Origin of the sequence: Caulobacter sp. RHG1 (assembly GCF_013181195.1) — a bacterium.
In the GTDB taxonomy this organism is placed as follows: Bacteria; Pseudomonadota; Alphaproteobacteria; order Caulobacterales; family Caulobacteraceae; genus Caulobacter.
Window position 1 is genome coordinate 1 of record NZ_SMZP01000007.1, and the last position, 23,925, is coordinate 23,925.

A 23,925-nucleotide genomic window follows, 5' to 3' on the forward strand; every position below is an offset into this window, starting at 1 on the left:
TCTTCAATCGTGATATGGTCGTAGCGCGATCCCATGTGAAAAATCTCCGTGGACGTAAGTCCATAAAAACCCTCACAAATCGCACTTCAAAATAGAATCCGCCCGGCTACAAACATTTATCGTCTAAGATATATTATCAGAAATAACGATGCAGCCGCGACGACCAAATCCCGAACCTCGGCTTCCTATGCCGTGTTTGATCTGGGAAAGTCACCTGGTCGGTTCGCTCGGTTAGATTGGCGCCATGCTCAACAAGGCCACACAGATGGACTTCATCCGTATCCTCCGCTCGCTGGAGGAATTTCTCTACGAGGTGATGACCTGGCTGGTGTTCTATCCTCGCACGCTCCTGCGCACGGCGCTGCGGCCGATCGAGGTTCTGGAGTACTCGCGCACGGAGATGCGCAAACCCGAGGAAGAACAGTTCCAGGACGCCTTGAGCGCGCCGCTCTTTCTGATGCTGACCCTGGTGATCTCGCATTCGGTCGAGTTGGCCATCACGCCCAACGCCTTTCCGGTTGCGACGAAAGCTGGAACTCAACTTTTTGGCTCCTATCAGAATCTCGTCCTTCTGCGGTCGCTGATGTTCGCCGCCTTTCCGCTGATGTTCGCCCTGCAGCAGGTCAAGGACGCGGGACAGTCGCTGACCAGGCAGACGCTGCGCGGGCCCTTCTTCGGCGAATGCTATCCGGCGGCTGTGTTCTGCCTGGTGTTCGGGATCGGCGGCTCGCTGGCCCAGACCTATCCGCATCATCGCCCCGTCGGCCTGGCGATGATGGCCGTTGCGATCGTCTGGTACTTCGCCGTTCAGGTGGTCTGGCTCAAGCGCTTCAACGACCGCTGGAGCCGCGCGGCGCTGATGGCCGCCGCAGCGTTCCTCAAGGCGACGCTGGTGATGCTGACCGTCGCTGTATGCGTCGCTCTGGCCATCAAGGATTAGGGGCCAGCGCGCGGGCGCCGGCCCCTAGTCTGTTCTAGAATTTCCGATCGCCGTCCAGCGGGTCGCACGAGCCGCTGAACTTGGTCAGGCCGTCCAGATTGATGTGGCCGCTACGACGGTCGATCATCAGCTTGGGCCGGTTCATGCCGTTCAGCTTGAACTCGCCGCGGATGATGTCGCGCGAGACCGAGAGGTTGGCGATGTCGTACCAGCCGGCGTCGTTGTCGCCATGGATCGGCGGGACCATGTTCTTGGCCGGACGGATGCGGCCGCGGCCGCCGTCGATCTCGACCGTGACCGAGGTGTCGTAGTCCTGGCGGGTGTATTCGATGCCGCTCTTGGGAACGTAGCGTCGCTTGTCGGTGTCCCACTCGTAGCCGGACCTGTACTGGCTGCCCAGGCGCTGGCCCTCGCCGTAGCAGATCAGGGCGATGTGCTCGCGGTAACCGCCGCCGCGATTGTCCTGGCCATAACCGAACTCGGGCGGGCGATAGCCCCCTCCTCCGTTTCCGCGGTCGCCGCTTCGCTGGCAATCCGGCGCGGGGGTGGAGGCGATCGAGTCGTAGCGGCCGTCGACGGTCGCCACCGACAGGCAGACGCTGCGGCTCTCATTCCACCAGTAGGTCCACTTGCGATCGTCGCCGGTCTGGCCGCCGACATTGACGTAGCCGCGCGAGGCCAGTTCGGCCTCGCCACTGGAGCCACGGGCTCCGACCAGGTCGCGCACGTCCGACGGGGTGACCTGGGCCAGGGCCTGGCCGCCCAGCAGGGCGCCGCCCGCGACGATCAACGAGACCAGAACTGCGCTTCGCATGAGGGGCTCCGTGAGGCTTGCGGCGAGATCGCCGTCCGACAGCTTGACCACGCCTAGGTGACAATCGATGTGCGAAAAAGTCGAGTTCGGCGTCGAGCGCTGCTTTTCGTTGATCGCGGCGCTGTCGTAGTCCAAGGCTCGGCCAGGCTGCGGAGCGATACGGCATGAGCGCCAAGACCAGCGGACGCTTCTGGTTCGAATATGCGGGCGACGACCTGCCGTTCTACGATGGTGAGCCGACGGCTCTCTCGCCGGCCCGGTGGGGACTGGTGCTGGTCGCCGTGGCGCTGGGCTTCGCCGCTCTGATCGCGCCGATACCGCGCCTGCAGGCCGGGCTGGCGGGCTTCGCGCCGGCGCTGTTGTTCTTCGCCATTCCCCTGACCGCGCTGGCGATCGTTGCGCCGCGCGGCTGGACGCGTCTCTTTCGCCGGATTCAGCCGCGCGACGTCTTCTGGATGGTCGCCTTCGCGGTCCTGAACATCGCCATCACCTTCGCGATCGGCTACGCGGTCCAGAAATTCCTGGGCGCCGGCGCCAATCCGATGATCGAGCGGCTGCCGGCCCTGTCGACGCCCGACCGCCTGCTGTTCTTCGCCCGTACGATCCCGCAGCTCTTCGGCGAGGAGGTGCTGACGATCCTGCCGTTCCTGGCGATCGTGACCTGGCTCCATCGCAGCGCGGGGGCCTCGCGGCGATGGGCGATCTTCGGCGCCTGGATCCTGTCGGCGGCCCTGTTCGGGATGGCCCACCTGCCGACCTACGACTGGAATTTGGCCCAGTGCCTGCTGATCATCGGCGGCGCGCGCCTGGTGCTCACCCTGCCCTACGTGATGAGCAAGAACATCTGGGTCTCGACGGGCGCCCATATCGTCAACGACTGGGCGCTGTTTGGCGCGGCGGCGCTTATAGCAGGCCGCCACTAGGCCTCAGCATGCGAAGCGCTGTCAGGTCCCGCAATAGGCGGCGATCACGCCTGAGCACGGATCGTACGGCGCGGCGGTGACCGTCGGCGCGCCGCCGGTGTTGCGCCCTGCCCCGGTGTCGCCCGATGACGTGCTGGCCGCAGCAGACAGATTGGTCAGAACCGTGGCGCCTGTTCCGCCCTCGGTCGAGGCTGTCGTGATGTTCGTCACAGCCGCCTGCGTCGTCGCGCCTGGCGCGTCGCCCCACACCAGAGCGTAGTTGGCCAGCCCCGCCTCCACGGCCGTAGAGACCTGCGCGGCATCCCCGGGCGCAACCCGAACCACGGCGGCAGCCACCTGCCCCGCGACGGATGGATTGGCGAAAGCCACGGCCCCCGCCACCTGCGCCGCCCTGTCGGGAGCGACCTGAACGATGGCGGCTGCGATCTGCGCAGTCGCTGCAGGAGCCGCAACGGCGACCGCCTCCGCGACTGCCGCTGCAGCAGACTGGTCGGCCTGAACCACGGCGACAGCGAGCCGCGTGGCGTTGGCTGGGGACGCCTGGGCGACGGCGGCGACGGCCGCCAGGGCGCCGGACAGGTCGATCCGAGCAGCAGCGACGACCATCTCCTGAGCTGCTCCGGGAGAAACCTGAGCCACGGCGGCGATTACCGACGCCGTCATCTGGGGATTGATCTGCGCGACAGCGGCGCCGGCCACGTTCGCAGGGACGCCGCCGCTCGCAACGGCCTGACTCATGGCGGCCACGACCACCTCTTCCGAGGCACCGGACTCTGCAATGGCGGCCGAGACGGCGGCGGCAATGGCTTGCTGGGCTGCAGCTTCCTGGTCGACGGGATTGTAGCCTTGGGCGGCGGCCTCGGCTGCTGCCTTGGCGCCGACGTTCGCAGCCTGCGCCGCAGCGACCGCCTTGGCGATGGCCGCCTGCAAGGTGCTGGCGGTGACCGGAGCCTGGACTGCCGCAGGCGGCGCGGCGACCGTGTTCTGGGCCCAGACGGCGCCGGCGCCGACGACCGCGAGGGTGGCGGCCAGACCTGTGGCCATGCGATGAGCGCGATGAGAAATCATGGTTGGCTCCAAGTTTTGGCGCTCTTGCTTGAGGTGCCCCGCGCCGATCCCTGAACCTCGTCTAGGCTGTGGAGCTTGATCGCCGCATCCCCCAGTTGGGCGACGCCGTTACAGCGAGAGCTCGCCGCGGGCATACAGCGCCAGCAACTCGCCACGGCTGGAGACGCCGGCCTTGGCGTGGATCGACTTGATCTGGCTACGTACGGTCTCCAGCGCCGAACCGCGGGCGCTGGCGATCTCGGTGACTGCCCTGCCCTCGATCAGAAAGGCCAGGACCGCCCGCTCCGCCGGCGTCAGCAGGTGGGCCAAGGTGCTTTGGGCCACGACCAGGGCCGACGCTCCCATCACCGGCAGGCCCAGGCGCTCGGGCAGCGGCGTCAAGGTCAGGAGCGTCGCGGGACCCGGCGCCTCCCGGCGAATGAACACTTGGCGGCTGGCTTGGGCGGTGACCGGGTAACGCCGCACCGCCGCGCCGATGGCCGCCTGCAACTGGGCGTCATTGCCAGCCTCGCGGGCGTTGAGTCGGCCATTGGCGAGGCGCAGCCCCCGGTCGGCGGCCAGATGTTCGGGCGTCTTGGCGCTAGCGGCGATCACGCGACCGAAGCCGTCGAGCACGAAGGCGGCGGCCTTGACCGCTTCCAGTCCGGAGACCAGCAGGCGCGCGCCGTCTTCTCCGATCACCCTCGCCAGCTGGACGGCTCGGTTGGCTGAAACCAGCGCAGCGTCGAAGGCGCGGCGCCGCTCGGGGTCGACACCGCCCTGGCGGCGGGTGCGCATGACATTCAGCGTCAGCAGGTTGGAGTCGCGGGCCCAGACCTTGCCGCTGCAGACGTGGGGCATGTCGTACTTGGGATGGACGTAGGCCCACAGGTCGGAATGCCGACGCACATGGTCGGAAACGACCTCGTCCGAGGCGATGCTCGACATGATGCGGCTGGTCAGGGAGGCGGCGATCAGCGGGTTGGCCAGGGTCGCGCCTCCGGCCGCCAGCCAGTCGGTGAAGATGGCGTCGTCGACATTGAGCATCATCACCGATGGGATGTGCTCGCCGACCCAGCCGGCCCACTGCACCGAGCAGGCGTCGGTCAGCTCGGCGACGGTCGCCATCGCGGCCGACCATGCCGTCGGATCGAAGGGAGCGGCGGTCATGCTCTGCTCGAACCTGTCCAGCAGAGATGTGAGGTCTGAAGACATGCGAGCGACAGGATCCGAGAGACCAGGCCACGGCGAGAAACCCAGATTTCCTCCCCGAAAACGCGCTTAGAGGCAGCTGGCGGCTTGGTCGTCCCTCAAATGAGGGATGCGCAGCGCGCGCCCGCCAGTGGGGCGCCTGTTTCGCGTCCCGTGATCGTTCTGCGGGAGGCAGAATGCGGCAAGGCTTCATCGCGGTTTTGCCACCCCTTGCTCTGGCCGCGGCGTCTCTCTAATGGGCGTTTGGGGGACCGGCGTTATGCAACGTTTGAGCCGTGAGGCGATCTACGAAGCCGCCTATGACGACGAGGTGTTTCAGGCGCTGCCAGACTTGATCCGGCAGGCTCACGACGCCCGTTCGGTGGTGATGCATTTCGTCGATGCAGGCGGGCTGCACCTGAGCATGGCCCACACCGGGCAATGGAGCGACGACCAGGTCGCGCTGTACGGTAGCCTCGCCGAGAAGGACATCCTGCAGCAGGCCACCGCGCAGATGGGCCGGATGAACCGGTTCTGGAACATCACCGATGACCTGGTGTCGCCGCTGCGCCTGAAGAATTCGGAGATCTACAGCCGCTTTTATCGCCCGATCGGCGACGACACCCGCCACGTGCTTGGCGTCTCCTTCCAGACGCCGTGGGGCGTCGGCGCCATCGGCGTCCACCGTGGGGACCATACCTCGGCTTTCGGTCAAGCAGACGTCGACGCCTTGCAGGATGTCGCCGTCGACCTTCGGCGAATGCTCACCATCCGCAGCCGGCTGATGCTGAGCGCCCAGCGCGAGGCCCAGGCCAAGGCTGTGCTCGATCGCTTCAGCCTGGCCATCTTCCAGGTCGACGCCGAGGCTCGCATCCACGACGCCAACGCCCAGGCCCGGCAATTGATCGATTGGGCTGGGGCGGGCCTGGTCCGAGGCGGCGTTCTGCAGCTGGAGGAGCCGGACATGGGGGCGCTGCGCTGGGCGATCCGTCGCGCCACACGCACGCGTGCGCCGGAAGCCAACATGGTGCGCCTCGCCGCCGGCCAGTTCGCGGGCTGGACGTTGACCGTCACGCCGATGCCGACCATGGGCGGGGCTCGCGCCCTGGTCCTGGTCAAGAGCCTGACGGCGGAACAGGATCTGGCGCAACGCCTCCAAGCCCTGTTCGGCCTGAGTCTGGCCGAGGCTCTGGTTGCGATCGCGCTTTCGCAAGGCGAAGCGACACGGGATATCGCCGTAGCGCGCGGCGTCACGGAACATACGGTGCGCAGCCAGATCAAGTCGCTGATGGCCAAGACCGGGTGTCGCCGCCAGGGGCAGCTGGTGTCGCTGATCGCCAGCCTTCCACCGGTCGCGTTCCGCTGAAGACGGCGCGCCGGCGCAGAAGCTCAAGCGGGACGAGCGTGGATTCCCGTAGGAAATCCACGTTACAGGCTTGGTCGTAAAGGCGCAGTCTGTCCCGTATGTAGAGGCTGGCTATCGCGCTTCGGCGACGCGTTGGGCATAGCGTCGGGCGCTGGGTTTCGGCGTTCGGACGAAGGTTTCGCGGTCCACGGCGACCAGGCCGAACGGCCGCGAATAGCCATGCAGCCATTCGTAGCAATCCAGCAGGCTCCAGTGGAAATAGCCTCGCACGTCGGCGCCGGCCTTGCGCGCCCGCGCCAGGGCGTCCAGAGCCCGGTCGATATAGGCCACCCGGCGCGCGTCGTCGTGCGCCGCGACGCCGTTCTCGGTGACGTAGATCGGCTTGCCGGAAACGCGGGCGGCATAGGCGATCGTCGCCTCCAGCGCCTCGGGATAGAACTCGTATTGCGCTGCGGTCAGCTCCGCGCCCGGCGGCGGCGGCAGGTTGCCCCTTGGGCCGACCAGGGCGCGGGTATAGGTCTGGACGCCCACGAAGTCGCCATGCTCCGCCGCGAGGCGCAGCCAGGGTTCGTAAACCTCGGACTTCTTCCGTTCGGCCAGGTTTCCTTCGCCTACGCCCTGCTCGTCGCCCATGGCCAGACTGATGCCGACAGGGTAGCGGCCCGGGCCCGCCTTCAGCGCCTGAACGCCCAGGGCATGCGCGCGCATGATGGTCGGGTGCAGCGTCTGCATGTCGCCGTACAGGAACGTGCTGAACTTGTCGGAGCCACAGGCGCGGGCCGCCGACTGCAGCATGGCGTTGAACACCGCCATGGTCCGCGCATCCAGGTCATAGCCGGTCGGGGACCAGGTCACCTGCTGGACGACATTGGGCTCGTTGAAGGTCACCGCCCCGGCCAGGCGGTCGCCCAGCGCCTTTCCGACCCGCTCGGCATAGGCGGCGTAGCGATCCGCCGTCTCCATGACCTCGAAGCCGCCCTGCGCGGCCAGCCAGCGTGGCGAGGCGAAGTGATGCAGCGTCAAGAACGGCGCCAGGCCTCGCTCCAGCGCGTAATCGACGATGCGTTCGTAATGGTCGAGCGCGGCTTGGGAGAAAAGGCCTGGTTCAGGCTCGATCCGCGCCCATTCGACGCCCATGCGCCAGGCGTTCAGCCCCAGATCCGCGGTGATGCCGATATCCTCGCGATAGCGATGATAGGCGTCGCAGGCGTCGCCGGACGGTTCGGCGAAGACGGTCGGCTTCACAGTCTCCAGCAGCCAGATGTCCGACCCGACATTGCCGCCCTCGACCTGATGGCCGGCCGTGGCTACGCCCCACAGGAAGGGGGCGGCCTGGCCGGAGGCCGGACGCGGCTTGGCGCGGCTTTCCGCCTGGGCGCCGGTCGGCGCGAGCGCCGCTAGCAGGGTCGCGCCCCCAAGAGCTTGCCGACGGGAAAGGGCCGTATTCGGGATCATTTGCCGGCTCCCTTGACGTGAGGGCCGGCGATGGCGACGGGGTTGGGCCGCGAGCCGCCGGGGAATGGGCTGACGACGAAGCTGTTGCCGAAGATGTTCGGCGCGAAGGGATAGTCGGTCGAGACGATCTGGGCGCCGCTGGCCAGGGCGGCGTCGCGGCGGGCGACGTCGTTGGTCCGGGCCTCACCGGTGTCGATGTCCGACCGCGTCCGCACCAGATAGCCGCGCGAGACCAGATCGCGGATCTCGGCCCCACGGGTCAGGGCGTTGTCGAGCATGACGAAAGCCGCATGGGGCATGCCGGGCCGCCCCTGCACGAAGGCCAGGCGGCCCTCCAGGTTCGGCCGCCCTTGCATGTAGGGCGTAAAGGTCGCGAGGTTCAGGCCCGGCACAATCATCAGGAAGACGATCTTCCCCTTGGCCGCTTCGAGCGTCGGCCAGTTGCCCGCCAGGGCGGCGGCTTCCAGCGTCGGATACGAGCCGCGCAGGTCGTCGGGCGCGATCACCCGGTCGCGGCCGATGATCTCGGCGATCGAAGCGTCCATTTCCGCAAAGGCGCGAGCGTCGAACGGATCGAGCGGCGTCGCCCCCGGGGCCGCGGCGGCCAGGCTCTGGAACTTGGGCTCCAGCAGGATGAAGACCGGCGAATGGCCCGGATTGGCGTCGGACCAGGTCTTCACCTGGCGCAGGCAGATGCGGAAGGTCGGGCAATGGCTGCGGAAATCCACGTCGACGGCGTGCATGACCTTCAGGCCCGGCTCCGCCATGGCGTCCGAGTAGATCGGCGCCAGGTCGCGTTCGCCCTGCTCGCGCAGCAGACGATAGGGCAACGGGTTCAGGAACCGGCCGCCCTCGTGGTCGACGTTCAGGTCGAACTCCAGGCTGCGCAGCCCGCCGCGCAGTTGCGCTTCGATCGGAGGATGAATGTATTCCAGCCCGGCTTGGAGATTTTCGAAGACGCTGTTCGGATGTTCTTCGCGCAGGATGCTCATCACCTCCGGCGGCAAGGTCGTAAGCATCTTGTCCAGCGTGGGCTGCAGCAGCGGCGTCATCACCTTGAAGACCCGGGCATCGGCCGGCTGACTGTAGCTGTTGTGAGTGCCGATCACCTGGATCTGGTTCAGGCGCGGCTGCGGCGGTTCCGCGGCGGTTGCGGGGGCCGTGGCGGCCAGAACCGCGGCGAGCGCCGCGGTCCCTTTCAGAATGGCGTTCATGCGGCTCACCCCTGGATCCGGAAGCGCACGCCGAAGAAGCGCGGATTGGCGCGGATCGCGGTCGGCACGTTGAAGCTCTTGCCGCCGTTGCCCACGTCGCGGACCCAGTTCTGATCCAGCAAGTTCTCGCCGTAGAGCTCGATGCGCAGACCATCCGAGCGTTCGACGCCCAGGCGCAGGTCAAGCAGGCCGAAGGCCTTCTGCATCTCGGTCTCGAGGTTGTCGTTGTTCATGTAGAACTTCGACCGCCAGGCGTAGTTGGTGTTGGCGAACATCTCCCAGTCGTTGGCGACGGCCTTGCGCCAGTCGGCGCCCAGCGAGACCGTATGCTTGGGCGCCATGCGGAAGACATTGCCCGAGCGATCGGTCAGGACGCCGCCCACGACCTCGTAGAACTCGTCGTACTGGCTGTGCAGGAAGGCGTGGGCCGCCGTCAGCTTCAGATCGGGCGAAACCCGCCAGGTCGCGCTGGTTTCCAGGCCGTAGGCCGAAGCCTTGCCGGCGTTGACGGTGCCGACGGTGAGGTCGATGGCCCGGGTCTGGAAGTTGCTGTAGTCGTACGTGAAGGCGGCCGCCTCGATATACAGGTTGCGGCCCAGCATGCCCTTGGCGCCGATCTCGTAGTTGACGATCTCCTCGGTCTTCAGTTCGCTGAACACGGGGCGGGGCGAGCCGCTGACGGGCGCGTTGAACGTCACCTGCGGATAGCCCGAGCGCAGACCGCGCGAGACCCCGGCATAGACGTTCAGGCCGTCGTTCAGCTTCCACATCACCGACGCGCGCGGCTGGATCAGGTCGTACGTGCCGGTGTTGGAGAACTCCTGGCCCAGCGAGTTGCCCAGGCCGTTCGGCAAGGCGATCGGCGCCACGCCGTCGATCGTCGACACCTTGGACCAGTTGCTGACCGTAGCCTTGTCGTGGGTGTAGCGCAGGCCGACGTCCAGGGTCAGGCGCGAAGCGAGATCGTAGCTGATGTTGCCGTAGGCCGACCAGCTGTCGCGATCGTTACGGGTCGAGTTGAGGTTGTTGACCCCTTTGGTCACCGGTCGGAAGACGCCCGGCGCAACCTGGAACTGGGTGACCGGCGTCGTGACGCGCGGGAATCCGGCCAGCAGCAGCTGCTCGTTCAGGGTCAGGTCGACAAGGTTGAAGGTCTTGTCATTGTAGTAGCTGGCGCCGAATGCGGTGCGGAACCGCCCGCCGTCGTCGTAGTTCAGGCGGAACTCCTGACTGAGGATCTTCTGGTCGTCCGCCAGGTTCTTGCCGATGGCGAACTCGTACGACGTGCCGTCGATGTCCCAGGATTCCGCGAAGTCGACCTTGCGCCACGCGCTGATCGAGCGGGCGCTCCAGGCGTCGTTGAGGGTCCACTCGCCGATCAGGGTCGCGCCGGTCTGCTTCCGGCTCTGGGGCGGGTCGTAATAGTTCTGGGCGGCGTCGCTGAACGGACTTCTGTCGCCGCCGGGCGAAGCGATGTTGATCGCCTTGGTCATCGCGGCCGTGTCGGCGTCGGCCTGGTGGTCGACGATCAGGTCGATGGTCGCGTTCGGCGCGGCCTGCCAGCGCAAGGAGGCCCGCGCCGCCCACAGGTCGTCGTCATTGAGCATGCGGCCGTCGACCAGGTTGCGCGCATAGCCGTCGCGGTCACGGCGGCGCACGGCGACACGCAGGCCCAGCTCATCCTTCACGACCGGCACGTTCACCACGCCGGTCACGCTGTAGAGGTTGTAGTTCCCGGCCTGCCCTTCCAGCGACCAGAAGGTCTCCGACGTGTTGGCGCGCTTGGTGTAGACGGCGATGGCGCCGGTCTGGGAGCCGCGGCCATAGAGGGCGCCCTGGGGGCCCTTGGCGATCTCGACCCGCTCGATGTCGAACAGCTCTTTCAGGGCGCCGCGCGAGCGGCTGGTGTCGACGTCGTTGAGGAAGAACGAGATGCCCGGTTCCGACGCGGCGCCGGCGCTGGCCGCCTCGACGCCGCGCATGACGAAGCTGGCCGAGCTGTCGGTCTGCTGCTGCACGAAGAAGCCGGGCGTCCGCAGGGACAGCCGCTCGAAGTCCGTAAGGTTTTCGCGGTCCAGCGCCTCGGCGCCGAAGGCCACGATCGAGATCGGCACGTCGCTGAGGCGTTGCTCGCGCTTCTGGGCCGTGACGAGAACCTCGTCCACGATGCTGACCTGGTTGGCGCTCTGAGCGAACGCTTGTTCAGCCGCCAGAAGGCTGACGCCGCACATGAGAATGAGGCGTGAAGCCGACGAAACTAGGCGAAAAGACACAGGTGAGCCCCTCTGATCGTGTTCGACGCGGAGGCTTATGGCCGTCATTGATGACGGTCGCATAACACATGTGCAAAATCCCATCCCAGCCAAGCCTGGCGCGTCCAAAGGCTGGATAACGATTGTTCAGTTTCTGAGTTTTCTCGAGATCCAACCGCTGAGCTCGGGGGAGATGACCCCGCCCAGACCGCTCAAGGCCCCTGCCCCGGTCATCACCAGCGCTGCGACCTGTCCGTCGAGGTCGTCGATATGGGTGCAGCCATCCTCTCGAAGCGTGTGGACATAGTTCTCACCGCGGAGGCGGCGCAGATCGATCGAATGCTCCACCAGCGTCCTGTCTCTCGCAGCGGCCAGGGCGATGGACAGCGTGCCGCGCACCACGACGGCCGCGCGCCGCTCGTAGGAATCGGGCGCGGGGGCCGGCGATCTTCCCTGGGCGACGAGATAGACCATGGCCAAGGCCGCACGCATCAGGTCCGGGGCGGCGCGGAAATGGTAGGCGACCGTCGATGGCGGAATGCCGGCTCGGTCACCGACCGCGCGATGGGTGACCCCGTCGATCCCCTCATCCAGCAGCACGCCGCAGGCCGCCAAGGCGATGTCGTGACGACGTCCGGCCAGTTGCAGGTCGGAAACCGCGTCCCGGCCCGGGAGATCCATCCTGGGGTTCAGGCGCTCGACGAGCCGCGCAAACGCGCCATCAACGCCCCCGCGTTGCATGGGATCCAGTTGCCGAGACAGACGATCCGCCGCCATGCGGCGCAGCAGCCGGTAGTCGGGATTGTCGCCGAGGGCCAAGCTGTGAACGCCCTCGTCGGCTGTGAAGGCCCAGAGCGCCATGCTCCACATCGAGGCGTCTTCGATGCGTCCGTCCAGCAGGCGGATCCAGAACGCTTCTCGTTCTCGCAGCCAGGGCTGCATCAGCGCCTTGACCTCCTCGTCCTGAGGCGCGCGCAGCATCAGATCCGTCCAGATCAGTTGCGTCAGCCGAGCGTCATCGCGCGAGATGGCTTCCAGATAGTGCTCCAGCAGGGCGGCCAGAGCCTGGGCGTCCAGTCGATCGAGCGGAGCGAACCGCTCCAGCCAGGCCTCGTGCCAGGTACGGTCGCGCGCGCGCTCCCCCGCCACCACATCCGCCAGGATCTGGGCCTTGGCGCCGAGATGGTAGGTCAGTGCGCCGGAGGTGGCGCCCGCCGCTTCGCCCAACCGGCGAAAGCTCATCGAGCGCAGCCCCCCGGACGCCAGCTCGCGACGCGCGACGTCGATCAATCGCTCCGATGAAGGAAGCCCCGGAGGAGTGTTCGAGTCTGAAGCCGACGCCATGTTTTCCGCCACAAGTCAGTGCGCAAGGTAACGAACCGCGACGGTTATTAGGCGGCGAAGGGCGGCCGCGCAAAGACCTGCCGGTTCACGGTGCGGGACGCTCCCGCCAGAACAGCGCGATCCCGGCGCAGGCCAGGGCGCCCAGAATGGGAAACCCCGATATCAACAGGATCAAGCCGTCGCTGCCGGTCGCGCGGTAGTCGAACTGTCCAAGCAAGACCCCAAGGCCCAGACCGCTCACGGCCGGCGCTGTCTTCGAGACGGCTGTGAAGACGCCGTAGATCAAGCCGACCTGCTCGCGTCCCCGCGCAGCCGCCTCGTCAGCCACCGTCGACCAGATCAGCATGTTCAGTCCGCCGCTGGCCACGCCGATGAGGCCCGCCGCGATAGTCGCCTTCCAGGCGGTCTGCGCCGACAATCCAAACACAACGGCGCTGGCCAGGAGGGCGAAGCTCAGACAGATGAAGGCCCACCGCCGTCCAAGACGTCGCAACACGCGCCCCCAGGCCAGTTGCGATAGGAGCACGCCCGACGAGCCGGCGATCGCCAGGGCGCCGGCCCAGACCGGTGAAGCCAGCACATAGGCGACGTAGTAGGGCTCGAGCTTGGCGAAGGCCGACATGGCGAAGGGGAACGCGAACGCGATGCCGTAGAGGGGAAGCAGTTCGACCATCGGGGCCCCCGCCCTCGCCGCCTTCGGGTCGACGGGCGACTGCGCCTTGGACGGCGAGACGTGTTCCAGATCCACGCGCGACAGCGCCCATCTCAGCCAGATCGCCGTGCAAAGTCCGATCATGGCCATGGCGCCGCCCAGCGCTACGAACAGCATAATGCGCTGGCGCGGCGCGGAGAACGCGCCGGAAGCCAGCAAAGGCAGCACGCCCGCCGCCAGGATCAGGGCCGCAAGGCCGCTGACAGCCACCCTCAGAGCGGCCACGCGAGATCGTGACGAGGAATCATGCGTGGCCAGCGTCATCAGGGCGTTCTGAGGCGTGTCGTAGACGCTGTAGCTGACGCGCAGGGCCAGCAGAGCCGCCAGCACCCAGCCAAAACGCAGCGCGGCAGGCGCCAGCGGCGCGGCGAATAGGCCCAGCAGCGCCAGGCTGACGAAGATGCAGCCCCAAACCTGCAAACTTCCGGCCGACAGAGGGTGTGACAGTCGCCGGTGCAGCAGGCGGCCGATGATCACGTCGGTAGCGGCGCTGAGCAACAGGCTGCCGGCCAGCACCGCGCCCATGGCCAGCGGCGACAGGCCCGCGACCTCGGTCAGGAAAAAGGCCAGCAGCAGCGTGCCGCAATTCCAGAACAGGCTTTTGCCGAAGTGCGCTGCGCCGTAGGCCAAGGTCAGATCGCGATGCCGACCGAGAGAGATCGGCGCCGCCGACATGTTCACGCCCCACCCAAGGCTGGTTTCGGAGAACCGCAAGTGGGCGCAGTTACCCCATGGGCGTGATGGGCTCGTGACAGCCCATTATGAACCCGGACGGACGCCGCGGTCAGATCCCGAGATAGGCCCGAGCCAGGGTTTCATCGCCGGCGAGGTCGGCCGCTGCGCCCTGGGCGACGACCTGGCCGTCGGCGATGACGTAGGCGCGGTCGGACACCGACAGCGCCTGCCCCGCCATCTGGTCGACGATCAGCAGGGTCATGCCCTCGTCGCGCAGCCGCCGGAAGGACGCGAACATCTCGGCGATGACCTTGGGCGCCAGACCCAGGGACGGCTCGTCCAGCAACAGGATGCGGGGCTGGCTCATCAGCGCACGGGCCAGGGCCAGCATCTGTTGCTCGCCGCCGGACAGCAGGCCAGCGCGACGGTCCAGCAGCGTGGCCAGCTTCGGAAAGCGCTCCAGCACGGCGGTCTTACGGACCTCCAGGTCGCGACCGTCCAGGAAGGCGCCCAGGCGGATATTGTCGGCCACGGTCAGTTCGGGAAACACCTGCCGCCCCTCGGGCGACAGCACCACACCCTTGCGCACCCGGTCATCGGGCGCGAGGTCGTTGATCACGACGCCCTCGAACACGACCTGGCCGGCGCCGGCCGGATGCAGGCCGCTGACGACCTTCATCAGGGTGGACTTGCCGGCGCCGTTGGCGCCCAGCAGGGCCACGGCCTCGCCTTGGCGCACCTCCAGCTCGACGCCGTTCAGCACCGGCGCGGCGCCATAGCCCGCCCCCAGGCCGACGACGCGCAGGGCGTCGCGGCCACGCGGTCCACGCGGAGCCTCGTGCGCCGCGGCAACCGCTGGGGCGGCGCCGAGATAGGCCTCGCGGACCCGCTCGTCGGCCTGCACCGCCGCCGGCGCGCCCTCGGCGATCCGGGCCCCGGCGCTCAGCACCACGACATGGTCGGAGACCCCCATGACCAGGCCCATGTCGTGCTCGATCAAGCCGACGGCGATCCCGCAGTCGGCCACGGCGCGCAACAACTGACCTAGCCTGGCCTTGTCGGCCTTGGACAGGCCAGCGGCGGGTTCGTCCAGCAGCAGGACGTCAGGATCGGCGGCCAGGGCCCGGGCGATCTCGACCAGGCGACGATCGACATGGGCCAGCCCGGCCGCCAGCGCGCATGGATCGCCCGCGAAGCCGCAGGCGGCCAGCAGGTCGCGGGCAAGCGCGCGTTCGGCCGCCAGGCGCTTTGGTCCGTCCAGCACGCCGCCCAACTGCCCCTTGCGGCAGGCAATGGCGACATTGTCCTCGACGCTGAGACCCTCGAACACCTGCGATGTCTGATAGGTGCGCGCCACCCCGGCCCGGGCCACCTGGCAGGCTGCGCCAGCAGGCAGCGCCGCGCCGCCCAGCAGCGCCCTGCCCTGCGTCGGCGCATAGAAGCCGCTCAGCATGTTCATCACGGTCGACTTGCCTGCGCCGTTCGGACCGATCAGGGCGGTCACACGGCCCGGCGGCAGGATGAAACTGACGCCGTCGACCGCCTTCACGCCGCCGAACGCCATGCCCAGCCCCTCCGCCTCCAAAGCGCGGCGTGAGCGTACGGACAGAACCTCCGCCAGAGGGCGACCGCTGTCGATCGGCTCACCCGCCTGGGGCTTGGCGCCCCACAGGCCGACCAGACCCTCCGCCGCCAGCCACAGGACCACCAGCAGCAGCGCGCCGAACACCAGGATCCGGTAGGCCTCGAACGACGACAACAGCTCCGGCAGCAGCCCGACCACGATCGCGCCGAGGATCGGCCCCAGCCGCGAGCCGGTCCCGCCGATCACCACGACCAGCACGAACAGGATCGATTGGGTCAGGCCAAAGGTCTGGGGCGTCACGAAGCCGGCCATCGGCGCGAACAGCCCGCCCGCCAGGCCTGCCAAGCCTGCGGAGACCGCGAAGGCCGTCGTGCGCACTACGGTGGCGTCGATGCCGATCGAGGCGGCGGCGACTTCGCTGTCGCGCACCGCACGCAGGCCCGCGCCCCAGGGGCCGGCCGACAGCGCGGCGTAGGCGACGTACAGCACACCGGCCACGGCGACCCCCAGCATGGCCAGGCCCCGCCCGTCGAGGACGATCGGCCCAAGGTGCGGAGCGGCGATGTCGAGGATGCCGTTCTGTCCGCCGGTCAAGCCCTTCAGCTCGACGAGGCCGTGCTCGACGATCAGGCCGAAGGCGATGGTGACCATGGCCAGATAGGGGCCCTTCAGGCGCAGGGCCGGCACCGCCAGCAGGGCTCCGACCGCAGCGGCGGCGACCGCGCCCAGCGGCCAGGCGATCCAGAAGCTCAGGCCCAGGCGAGCCGTCAGGATCGCGACGGCGTAGGCGCCCAGGGCGTAGAGGCCGGCATGGCCGAACGACATCTGGCCGCTGAGGCCGATCAGCACGTTCAGGCCGATGCCGACGATGGCCAGCAGCGCGATCTGGCCCAGTACGAAGGCGTAGTAGCTGTTGACCATGGCGGCGGCGGCCATGGCGGCGGCGACTGCCGCCAGCACCGGCAGAAGCGACGAAATCCGGCTCATACCTTCCTCACCTCAGCCTTGCCCAGAAGGCCATTGGGGCGCACCGCCAGGGCCAGGATCACCAGGGCGAAGGTCAGCATCTGCGTGTAGCCGGAGCCAAGGCTCATCGTGATCGTCGACTCTGCGACGCCAAACAGCAGGCCGGCGATCATCACGCCCCAGGCGTTGCGCAGTCCGCCCAGGATGGCGACGGCGAAGGCTTTCAGGCCCAGCACGACGCCCATGTCGGACTGCACGTTGAACAGGGGCGCGACCATGATTCCCGCTGCGCCCGCCAGGGCCGACGAGGCGGCGAAGGCCCCGGCCACCATGGCTGAGACCGGTATGCCCATCAGGCTGGCGGCGTCGCGGTTCTGGGCCGTCGCCAGCATGGCCACGCCCCACAGGGATCGGCGGCTCAACAGGTGCAGTGCGCCAGCGATAGCCAGGGCCACGACTGGGACCAGCAGGTGCAGCTGATAGACGCCCAGCCCTACCCCGCCGATCGTCACCGACGACTGCACCAGAGGCGAGCTCATCGCCCGGGGCTCGCTGCCAAACAGGAACAGGGCGGCGTTGTCGGTGATCAGGCCCAGCGCGACCGTGGCCATCAGCCAGGCGTCGGACCGGCGCGCCAGGAACGGCCGCACCGCAGCCCGCTCGACCACCAGGCCATAAAGCCCACACAGGAAGATGGCGACCGGGATCGCTGCGGCCGAAGGCAGACCCGCCTGTCGCAGGGCCAAGGTCAGCACCGCGCCCAGCATGGCGCTGCTCCCCTGGGCGAAGTTCAGCGCGCCGCAGACCGAAAAGGTGAGATGGAAGCCCAGCGCGATCAGTCCGTACAGACTGCCCAGCGCCAGGCCGCTGATCAGGGCCGGCAACAGGTCCATGGCCGCCTAGACGCGCGAGGGCGAGGCGAGGACGATGTGATCGCCTTCGAACTGCGCCCAGACATAGTCCTGCTGACCCAGAGCATCATGGCTGGTCGCGAACGGTCTTTCGTAGCGCTTGATCAGGCCATCATAGACCTCCACGCCGGCATAGCCGCGCCGGACGGCGTCGCCGTCGGTCGAGCCGGCCTTGGCGATGGCCAGGGCGGTCAGGTGCATGGCGTCGTAGGCGTTGGCCACGCCGACCGCCGGCGTGACGTCGGCCGGCCCCTTGATGTCGGCGTACTTGGCCTTCAGCGCGGTCATCACCCGGTCGCGGATGGGGCTGGAGGGACCGGCGAAGCTGTAGGTCTGGACGAACTTGACGCGGCCAGCGTTCGGCCCCGCCAGCTCGCCGAAGCGTCCGCCGGCGGGCCCCCAGTGCGAGACGACGGGGACGGTCCAGCCCATGCGATCCAGAGATTTCACGACCTGGGCCGAGGGGCCGACCGTGCCGACCAGCAGCAGGGCGTCCGCGCCCGCCGCCCGCAAGCGGCCCAGTTGCGGCGTGACATCGATGTCCGAGGCTTCGAAGCGTTCCGAGCCGGCCGGCGACAGGCCCGTGGCGGAAAGCGCCGCCTGCAGGCCCTTTTCGTTCGACTCGCCCCAGGGGTTGTTCAGCATGATCAAGCCGGGCTTGCGGGCGCTGAACACCTCACGGGCGTAGGCGACCATGGCCTTGTCGACCTCCTCGTCGACGGCCGAGACGCGGAACACGAAGTTGGGGTCGGCGCCGTTGTGGGTGATGGCGGTGCCCGCCGCCCAAGGCACCATGAACGGGGTCTTGGCCTGGGTGGCGATCGGCACGATGGCGCGGGCCACCGGGGTGTCGAGACCACCGACCAGCACCGCGACCTTTTCCTTGAAGATCAGCTCGCGCGCGGCGGTAACGCCCTTGGCGGGGCTGCTCTCGTCGTCGCGGCGGATCAGCTCGACCTGCCGCCCGCCCAGCAGGCCGCCGGCGGCGTTGATCTCGTCGATGGCCACGGTCAGGCCGCGGGAGATCGCCTCGCCCGAGCGAGCCGATTGGCCCGACAGCGCAGTGATCAGGCCGATCTTGATCGGCTCGCCGCCGCCGGGGCGCTTGAGCGCGATCGCCGCCCCGCCCAGGGCCATGACGGCGCCGCCGCCAATCAGAAGAGTACGTCGGGAGGGTTGCGGCATGGGCGCACCTCTAGGATCAGGGCCATACGCCCCTCGCGGCGGCGTCTGACCCCAGCTAAGTCGGCGGTCGACGCAAGATCGATCGCAAAATCGTCGACGATATGAAGATTTATTGGTCGACAGTTGATGTGTGCAAAAAGTCGACAAAAGTCGTTGTCAGATTGCTCGCCATCACGGCAATCTGCGGTCAACGACGTCAGGACGTATCGGTTGGCGCTTGCGCTGAACGCAACCTGGCGGGCCTACAACCCCATCTTCGTTTACCGGCTTACGTCATGACCAAGCAAACCGCATCCGCCGCGCCCCGCAAGTCCGCCGCCAGCGGCAGAGGCAAGGCCACGCGCGGCCCCGCCAAGACCGACATGGGCGGCATCGCGCCGGTCGACGGAAGCGGCGACGTCGAGCAGCGTATCTATCAGTCGGTGTTCGACGGCGTTCTGAATCAACGCCTGCCGCCGGGAACCAAGCTGCCCGAGCCGGCGCTCTGCGACCTGTTCGGCGTCAGTCGCGCCGTGGTGCGCAAGGTGCTGCAGCGCCTGGAACATGACCACATCATCGAGCTGCGCCCCAACCGCGGGGCGGTGATCGCCGCTCCGACGCCGGAAGAGACCCGCAAGATCTTCGAAGCCCGCCGGGCCTTGGAGGCGGCCCTGGTCGAGCTGGCGGTCAAGCGCCACAGCGGCAAGGACATCGACGAACTTCACGCCCTGCTCCGGCAGGAGGAAGAGGCGATGAGCAACGCCTACCAGCCGGCCTGGGCCCAGACCGCGCGCAACTTCCACCTGCGGGTGGCGGCATTGGGCGGCAATCCGATCCTGCTGGGCTATCTGACCGAACTGATCTCGCGCTGCTCGCTGATCGTCGCCCTGTACGAACCGGCCGGCAACGCCGCCTGCGAGCATGAGGAGCATTGCGACATCGTCGACGCCATCTCCAAGGGCGACGCAGCGCGGGCCGTGGCGGCGATGAACGCCCACCTGGTCGGGTTGGAGGATCGCATCTGCCTGGAGCGGCCATCCTCGGTGAAGACCCTGGCCCAGATGCTCAACCTGGCGTGATCGCCGCCCTCCCCTCCAGCCGGACGGTCGCCATGCACGTCGATTTCGCCAAGCTGACCGCCTATCAACGCTACAAGCTGATGGCGAGCCTGATCGTCCCTCGGCCGATCGCCCTGGTCACCACCGTCAACGCCGACGGCGTGGTCAACGCCGCGCCCTTCAGCATGTTCAACATGCTGGGCGAGGATCCGCCGCTGGTGATGATCAGCGTCAACATGCTGGCCGACGGCGCGCTGAAGGACACCGCCGCCAACATCACCGCCACGGGCCAGTTCGTGGTCCATCTGACCGACGAAGCCATCGCGGCCAAGATGCATGCCTGTGGAGAGGCCATTCCCTCACACGAGAGCGAGCTGGACCTGGTCGGCCTGACGTCGGCCCCGTCGGTCGAGGTGGCACCGCCGCGCATCGCCGAGGCGCCCGTCGCCTTCGAATGCGCCCTGTGGGAGACCGTCCGCACCGAGAGCCGACTGATCTTCTTCGGCAAGGTGCTGCACCTGCACGCCCGCGAGGGGCTGGTCGATTCCACAACCTGGCGTGTTAGCCTGCAGGACTATTTCCCGGTCGGCCGCTTCGGGGCCAGCTTCTACGTCACGACTCGCGACCGCTTCTCGTTGGAAGGTGGCGCAGAGAAGGTCCGCGAGACCGAGATCGACCGTCTGTAGTCGACACGACTGCGACCTGATCGTCGACGATCTGTCGCCCTTCCGGCGACCTTCCCTGCCCTTTCAAACCCTCAAAACCGCTTCCGGGCGCCGCTGTTGCAAGCATCAGCCGTTCTCGGGCGCTAAAAATCCGGCAGACATTAACGTCGACGTCATATATTCAAATCGTCGACGATTTAATTTTAGATCATCGACGAAACCTCTGGCTCCCTAAGGACGCGCCCAGGGCGGGCGGTCGGCGAGGCCGGCCCCGCTCCAGGGCGACCGCCGCGTGGGGATACGCGGATCGGACTCGCACAGAGGGGATTTGGCGATGTCGTTTTCAAGAAGGCTTGCGTCCAGCGTCGCGTTCGGGGTGATCGCGATGGCCGTGGCGTCCGCACCGATGGTGGTTCGCGCCCAGGTGATCACCGGCGCCATCCAGGGGCGCCTGACCGACGAGGCTGGCGCGCCGCTGGCCGGTGTCCCGGTCACCATCGTCCACGCCCCGTCGGACACCACGACCAATACGACCACCAATGCCGACGGCGGCTTCTCGGCCCGCAACCTGCGTCCGGGCGGTCCCTACGTCGTGACGGCGAAATCCAGCCAGTACGGCGCCAAGTCCGTCCAGGTCCCGTCGATCAATACCGGCGACGCCTTCCAGCTGAACTTCGCTCTGGAGACCGGCTCGGTCGACGCCGTGGTCGTCACCGCCGCTTCCGTGGGCGCCAAGGACCTGAAGACCGGCCCCAGCTCCAACTTCAGCGCCGCCGAGATCCAGCTGGCCCCCTCCATCAGTCGCGACCTGAAGGACGTGGCGCGGATGAACCCGTTCGTGGCCATCGACTCGACCAACAACAAGGCGCTGATCTGCGGCGGGGCCAACAACCGCTCCAACTCGCTGACCATCGACGGCGTGCGCCAGAACGACGATTTCGGCCTACAGGCCAACGGCTATCCGACCCAGCGCTCGCCCGTCTCGATGGACATCGTCGAGACCCTGGGCGTCGAGATTGCGCCCTACGACGTCAACTACGGCTCGTTCGGCGGTTGCACGCTGAACGCCACCACCAAGTCCGGCGGCAACGCCTTCCACGGCGCGGCCTTCTTCGAGAACACCAACCAGAACCTGCAGGGCAAGAAGTTCCAGTACACCGACTTCCAGGACGGCTCGCTGCAGCGACGCACCCTGGGCGGCAAGTTCTCCGAGAAGACCTGGGGCGTCACCCTGACCGGCCCGATCATCAAGGACCGGCTGTTCTTCACCTTCAACTACGAGAAGTTCGAGCACCTGGAGCCGTCGCTGACCGGCCCGACCGGCTCGGGCATGCCCAACGAGGTGCCTGGCGTCACCGTCGCCCAGGCCGAACAGGTCCGCGAGATCATCAAGTCGGTCTACGGCTATGATCCGCTTGGCTACACCGCCTCAGAGTTCCCGAACCGCGACGAGAAGTGGTTTGGGAAGCTGGACTGGAACATCAACGACCGCCACCGCGCGACGGTGTCCTACCAGCGCACCTATGGCTCCAGCCTCAGCGCCTCGGGCAACACCCTGACCGGCAGTTCCACCTCGCTGGGCTTGCTGTCCAAATACATCGAGCGCGAGAACAATCTCGACGTCTACAAGGCGCAGCTGTTCTCGAACTGGACCGAGAACTTCACCACCGAGCTCAGCGCCTCTTACAAGAAGATGGACAACCCCTCGACGCCGCTCGCGGGAACCGATTACGCCCAGTTCCGGGTCTATCTGAATGGCGCGACCACGGGCCCCAGCATCTATGCCGGCACCGACGCCTCGTACCAGGCCAACGAGCTGACCACCTATCTGCAGCAGTACCGCGCCAAAGGCATCTACACCCTGGGCAATCACAGGATCACCGGCGGCTACGAGCGCGAGGCCCTGAAGATCTGGGACCTGTTCGTCCAGAACGCCAACGGCGCCTATGTCTTCAACTCGATCGCCGACCTGCAGGCGCGCCAGGCCTCATCGCTGGCCTATGCCAACGCCGGCGACAACAACAAGGCTCACGGCGGGGCGACCATCCACTCGACCATGAACACCGCCTATCTGCAGGACGAATGGTCGGTCCTGCCGAACCTGACCCTGAAGGCCGGCCTGCGCTACGACTGGTTCGAGCAGAGCGACAGGCCGCAGAGCAACCCGGTGGTCATGGCCCGCTACGGTCTGGACAACGGCGCCAACCTGGGCGGCAAGCATCTCCTGCAGCCGCGCATCGGCTTCAACTGGCAGCCCGATCCGACCCTGACCGTCTATGGCGGCGTCGGTCTGTTTGGCGGCGGCTCGCCCACCGTCTGGACGGCCAACACCTTCTACAACACCGGCATCGTGCTCGGGAACGTCAACTGCAGCCGCACGGCCACCGCCAGCGCCGCCTGCGTGACCGCCCTGAACAATGTCGACGCCAAGACCGTCAACGCCACCGTCCAGGCCCTCAACACCCAGAGCGCCGCCACCGGCCAGGGCATCACCAACATCCTGGATCCGGACTTCAAGCCGCAGTCGTCGTGGAAGGCCTCGATCGGCGTCCAGAAGAGCTTCGATCTCGGCCGCTATGGCGGCGACGACTGGCGGGTCAGCGCCGAATATATCCGAACCGAGGTCAACGACGCGGTGACCTGGGAGGACCTCTACAGCAAGGCCAATCCCGGCCCCGCCGCGCCGGATGGCCGTCCGACCTTCCTGCGCAACCGCGACAACCGTTACGACATCTTCGTCACCAACACCGGCAAGGGTCACGCCGACCAGCTGGGTCTCGCGGTGGGCAAGCACTGGTCCGGCGGCCTGCTGGACGGCCTCGACGCCCAGCTGTCGCACACCTACATCAACTCCAAGGACGTCAATCCAGGGGTCAGCACGGTCGCGGCCGCAAACTACAACGGCGTGGCCACCGACAATCCCAACAACCCGTCGCTGGCGACCTCGAACTACGAGTTCCGCCATCTGAGCAAGCTGGCGCTGAACTATCGCCACGAGTTCTTCACCGGTTACCGCACGGGCATCACGCTGTTCGCCCAGCGCCGCTCGGGCCTGCCGTTCAGCTACAGCTTCGATGTCGGGGCCAACGCGTCTCAGGCGGCCGACGTGCTGGTCGGCGAGAACGGCGCGAACGCCTCGCGCAACCGCCAGCTGCTGTATGTGCCCAAGACCTCGAACGGCGCGGTCACCGCGACCAGCGATCCGATCATCACCTATGCGCCCGGCTTCGACTTCGCGGCGTTCAACGCCTTCCTGAAGACGACCGGCCTGATCGACTATGCCGGCAAGATCACGCCTCGCAACGCCTTCAAGTCGCCCGAGGTCACCACCGTCGACATCCGCATCAGCCAGGAGGCTCCGGCCTTCTTCCCCCATGCGGCCAAGGCCGAGATCTATGTCGACGTCGAGAACCTGGGGAACATGATCAACAACAAGTGGGGCGTGATCCAGCAGGTCCCCAGCCCCTACGTCTCGTCCAACATCGTCGCGCGCAACTGCCAGTTCACCGGCGTGGGCTGTTCGGCGGGGACAGGCAATTTCTATCAGTACGACCGCTTCACCTCGAAGGCCGCTTCCAGCTTCAACGCCCAGTCCGTCTGGCAGGTGAAGCTGGGCGTCCGCTACAAGTTCTAGAGGCCGACA

General features: G+C 67.3%; 17 protein-coding genes. 6 read left to right on the plus strand and 11 right to left on the minus strand.

What is annotated here, in order from left to right; translation table 11 throughout:
- The first annotated feature begins 244 nt into the window (after window positions 1–244).
- Window positions 245–940: a hypothetical protein gene (locus tag E1H18_RS18485; protein ID WP_172271243.1), complete on the plus strand. Its 696-nt coding sequence runs from the start codon at window positions 245–247 to the stop codon at window positions 938–940.
- Window positions 941–974: 34 nt separating this feature from the next.
- Here E1H18_RS18485 and E1H18_RS26900 read toward each other — a convergent pair whose 3' ends face one another.
- A complete protein-coding gene (locus E1H18_RS26900; protein WP_241736101.1) occupies window positions 975–1,754 on the minus strand; it encodes a hypothetical protein in 780 nt (259 codons plus the stop codon).
- A 164-nt stretch (window positions 1,755–1,918) separates the two neighbouring features.
- Here E1H18_RS26900 and E1H18_RS18495 point away from each other — a divergent pair, with 164 nt between their 5' ends.
- Complete coding sequence (locus tag E1H18_RS18495) at window positions 1,919–2,677, plus strand: CPBP family intramembrane glutamic endopeptidase (protein WP_172271245.1); 759 nt, start codon at window positions 1,919–1,921, stop codon at window positions 2,675–2,677.
- A gap of 21 nt (window positions 2,678–2,698) precedes the next feature.
- On the opposite strand, the gene E1H18_RS18500 is transcribed toward E1H18_RS18495, so the two are convergent.
- The gene (locus E1H18_RS18500) at window positions 2,699–3,745 is read right to left on the minus strand and encodes a hypothetical protein (protein ID WP_172271247.1); all 1,047 of its coding nucleotides are present in this window, start codon (window positions 3,743–3,745) and stop codon (window positions 2,699–2,701) included.
- 108 nt (window positions 3,746–3,853) lie between these two features.
- Window positions 3,854–4,894, minus strand: coding sequence for a helix-turn-helix transcriptional regulator (locus E1H18_RS18505; protein WP_172271248.1), 1,041 nt, complete (start codon window positions 4,892–4,894; stop codon window positions 3,854–3,856).
- 301 nt (window positions 4,895–5,195) lie between these two features.
- Here E1H18_RS18505 and E1H18_RS18510 point away from each other — a divergent pair, with 301 nt between their 5' ends.
- Window positions 5,196–6,281 (plus strand): hypothetical protein, encoded by a 1,086-nt coding sequence (locus tag E1H18_RS18510; protein ID WP_172271250.1) that lies wholly within the window; start codon window positions 5,196–5,198, stop codon window positions 6,279–6,281.
- Window positions 6,282–6,392: 111 nt separating this feature from the next.
- Here the strand turns inward: E1H18_RS18510 and E1H18_RS18515 are convergent, their stop codons facing one another.
- The 8 genes from E1H18_RS18515 to E1H18_RS18550 all read right to left on the minus strand — a co-directional run bounded on the left by E1H18_RS18515 (window position 6,393) and on the right by E1H18_RS18550 (window position 18,580).
- A complete protein-coding gene (locus tag E1H18_RS18515; RefSeq protein ID WP_172271252.1) occupies window positions 6,393–7,736 on the minus strand; it encodes a glycoside hydrolase family 1 protein in 1,344 nt (447 codons plus the stop codon).
- Window positions 7,733–8,950 carry a Ca2+-dependent phosphoinositide-specific phospholipase C gene (locus tag E1H18_RS18520; protein ID WP_172271254.1) on the minus strand — a complete coding sequence of 406 codons (1,218 nt, stop codon included), beginning with the start codon at window positions 8,948–8,950 and terminating at the stop codon, window positions 7,733–7,735. The genes E1H18_RS18515 and E1H18_RS18520 overlap by 4 nt, the downstream gene beginning before the upstream one ends.
- Before the next feature lie 5 nt (window positions 8,951–8,955).
- Complete coding sequence (locus tag E1H18_RS18525) at window positions 8,956–11,223, minus strand: TonB-dependent receptor (RefSeq protein ID WP_172271256.1); 2,268 nt, start codon at window positions 11,221–11,223, stop codon at window positions 8,956–8,958.
- A gap of 126 nt (window positions 11,224–11,349) precedes the next feature.
- Complete coding sequence (locus E1H18_RS18530; protein WP_172271257.1) at window positions 11,350–12,492, minus strand: TetR family transcriptional regulator; 1,143 nt, start codon at window positions 12,490–12,492, stop codon at window positions 11,350–11,352.
- 139 nt (window positions 12,493–12,631) lie between these two features.
- Window positions 12,632–13,972: an MFS transporter gene (locus E1H18_RS18535; protein ID WP_206679094.1), complete on the minus strand. Its 1,341-nt coding sequence runs from the start codon at window positions 13,970–13,972 to the stop codon at window positions 12,632–12,634.
- A gap of 70 nt (window positions 13,973–14,042) precedes the next feature.
- Window positions 14,043–16,505 carry a branched-chain amino acid ABC transporter ATP-binding protein/permease gene (locus tag E1H18_RS18540; RefSeq protein WP_172271266.1) on the minus strand — a complete coding sequence of 821 codons (2,463 nt, stop codon included), beginning with the start codon at window positions 16,503–16,505 and terminating at the stop codon, window positions 14,043–14,045.
- The gene (locus E1H18_RS18545) at window positions 16,502–17,377 is read right to left on the minus strand and encodes a branched-chain amino acid ABC transporter permease (RefSeq protein WP_172271267.1); all 876 of its coding nucleotides are present in this window, start codon (window positions 17,375–17,377) and stop codon (window positions 16,502–16,504) included. Before E1H18_RS18545 ends, E1H18_RS18540 begins: the two co-directional genes overlap by 4 nt.
- 6 nt (window positions 17,378–17,383) lie before the next feature.
- Window positions 17,384–18,580: an ABC transporter substrate-binding protein gene (locus E1H18_RS18550; protein WP_206679095.1), complete on the minus strand. Its 1,197-nt coding sequence runs from the start codon at window positions 18,578–18,580 to the stop codon at window positions 17,384–17,386.
- A gap of 275 nt (window positions 18,581–18,855) precedes the next feature.
- Here E1H18_RS18550 and E1H18_RS18555 point away from each other — a divergent pair, with 275 nt between their 5' ends.
- The 3 genes from E1H18_RS18555 (at window position 18,856) to E1H18_RS18565 (ending at window position 23,916) form a co-directional block, all read left to right on the plus strand.
- Entirely contained in the window at window positions 18,856–19,638 is a 783-nt protein-coding gene (locus E1H18_RS18555) for a GntR family transcriptional regulator (RefSeq protein ID WP_172271268.1), read from the plus strand.
- Window positions 19,635–20,303, plus strand: coding sequence for a flavin reductase family protein (locus E1H18_RS18560; protein ID WP_206679096.1), 669 nt, complete (start codon window positions 19,635–19,637; stop codon window positions 20,301–20,303). Before E1H18_RS18555 ends, E1H18_RS18560 begins: the two co-directional genes overlap by 4 nt.
- A 313-nt stretch (window positions 20,304–20,616) precedes the next feature.
- Window positions 20,617–23,916 (plus strand): TonB-dependent receptor domain-containing protein, encoded by a 3,300-nt coding sequence (locus E1H18_RS18565; RefSeq protein ID WP_172271269.1) that lies wholly within the window; start codon window positions 20,617–20,619, stop codon window positions 23,914–23,916.
- Window positions 23,917–23,925: the final 9 nt, after the last annotated feature.

Coding starts and splice junctions, on each gene's coding strand:
- E1H18_RS18485 (WP_172271243.1), top strand. CDS start 245: ATGCTCAACAAGGCCACACAGATGGACTTCATCCGTATCCTCCGCTCG.
- E1H18_RS26900 (WP_241736101.1), bottom strand. CDS start 1,754: ATGCGAAGCGCAGTTCTGGTCTCGTTGATCGTCGCGGGCGGCGCCCTG.
- E1H18_RS18495 (WP_172271245.1), top strand. CDS start 1,919: ATGAGCGCCAAGACCAGCGGACGCTTCTGGTTCGAATATGCGGGCGAC.
- E1H18_RS18500 (WP_172271247.1), bottom strand. CDS start 3,745: ATGATTTCTCATCGCGCTCATCGCATGGCCACAGGTCTGGCCGCCACC.
- E1H18_RS18505 (WP_172271248.1), bottom strand. CDS start 4,894: ATGACCGCCGCTCCCTTCGATCCGACGGCATGGTCGGCCGCGATGGCG.
- E1H18_RS18510 (WP_172271250.1), top strand. CDS start 5,196: ATGCAACGTTTGAGCCGTGAGGCGATCTACGAAGCCGCCTATGACGAC.
- E1H18_RS18515 (WP_172271252.1), bottom strand. CDS start 7,736: ATGATCCCGAATACGGCCCTTTCCCGTCGGCAAGCTCTTGGGGGCGCG.
- E1H18_RS18520 (WP_172271254.1), bottom strand. CDS start 8,950: ATGAACGCCATTCTGAAAGGGACCGCGGCGCTCGCCGCGGTTCTGGCC.
- E1H18_RS18540 (WP_172271266.1), bottom strand. CDS start 16,505: ATGAGCCGGATTTCGTCGCTTCTGCCGGTGCTGGCGGCAGTCGCCGCC.
- E1H18_RS18545 (WP_172271267.1), bottom strand. CDS start 17,377: ATGGACCTGTTGCCGGCCCTGATCAGCGGCCTGGCGCTGGGCAGTCTG.
- E1H18_RS18550 (WP_206679095.1), bottom strand. CDS start 18,580: ATGCCGCAACCCTCCCGACGTACTCTTCTGATTGGCGGCGGCGCCGTC.
- E1H18_RS18555 (WP_172271268.1), top strand. CDS start 18,856: ATGACCAAGCAAACCGCATCCGCCGCGCCCCGCAAGTCCGCCGCCAGC.
- E1H18_RS18565 (WP_172271269.1), top strand. CDS start 20,617: ATGTCGTTTTCAAGAAGGCTTGCGTCCAGCGTCGCGTTCGGGGTGATC.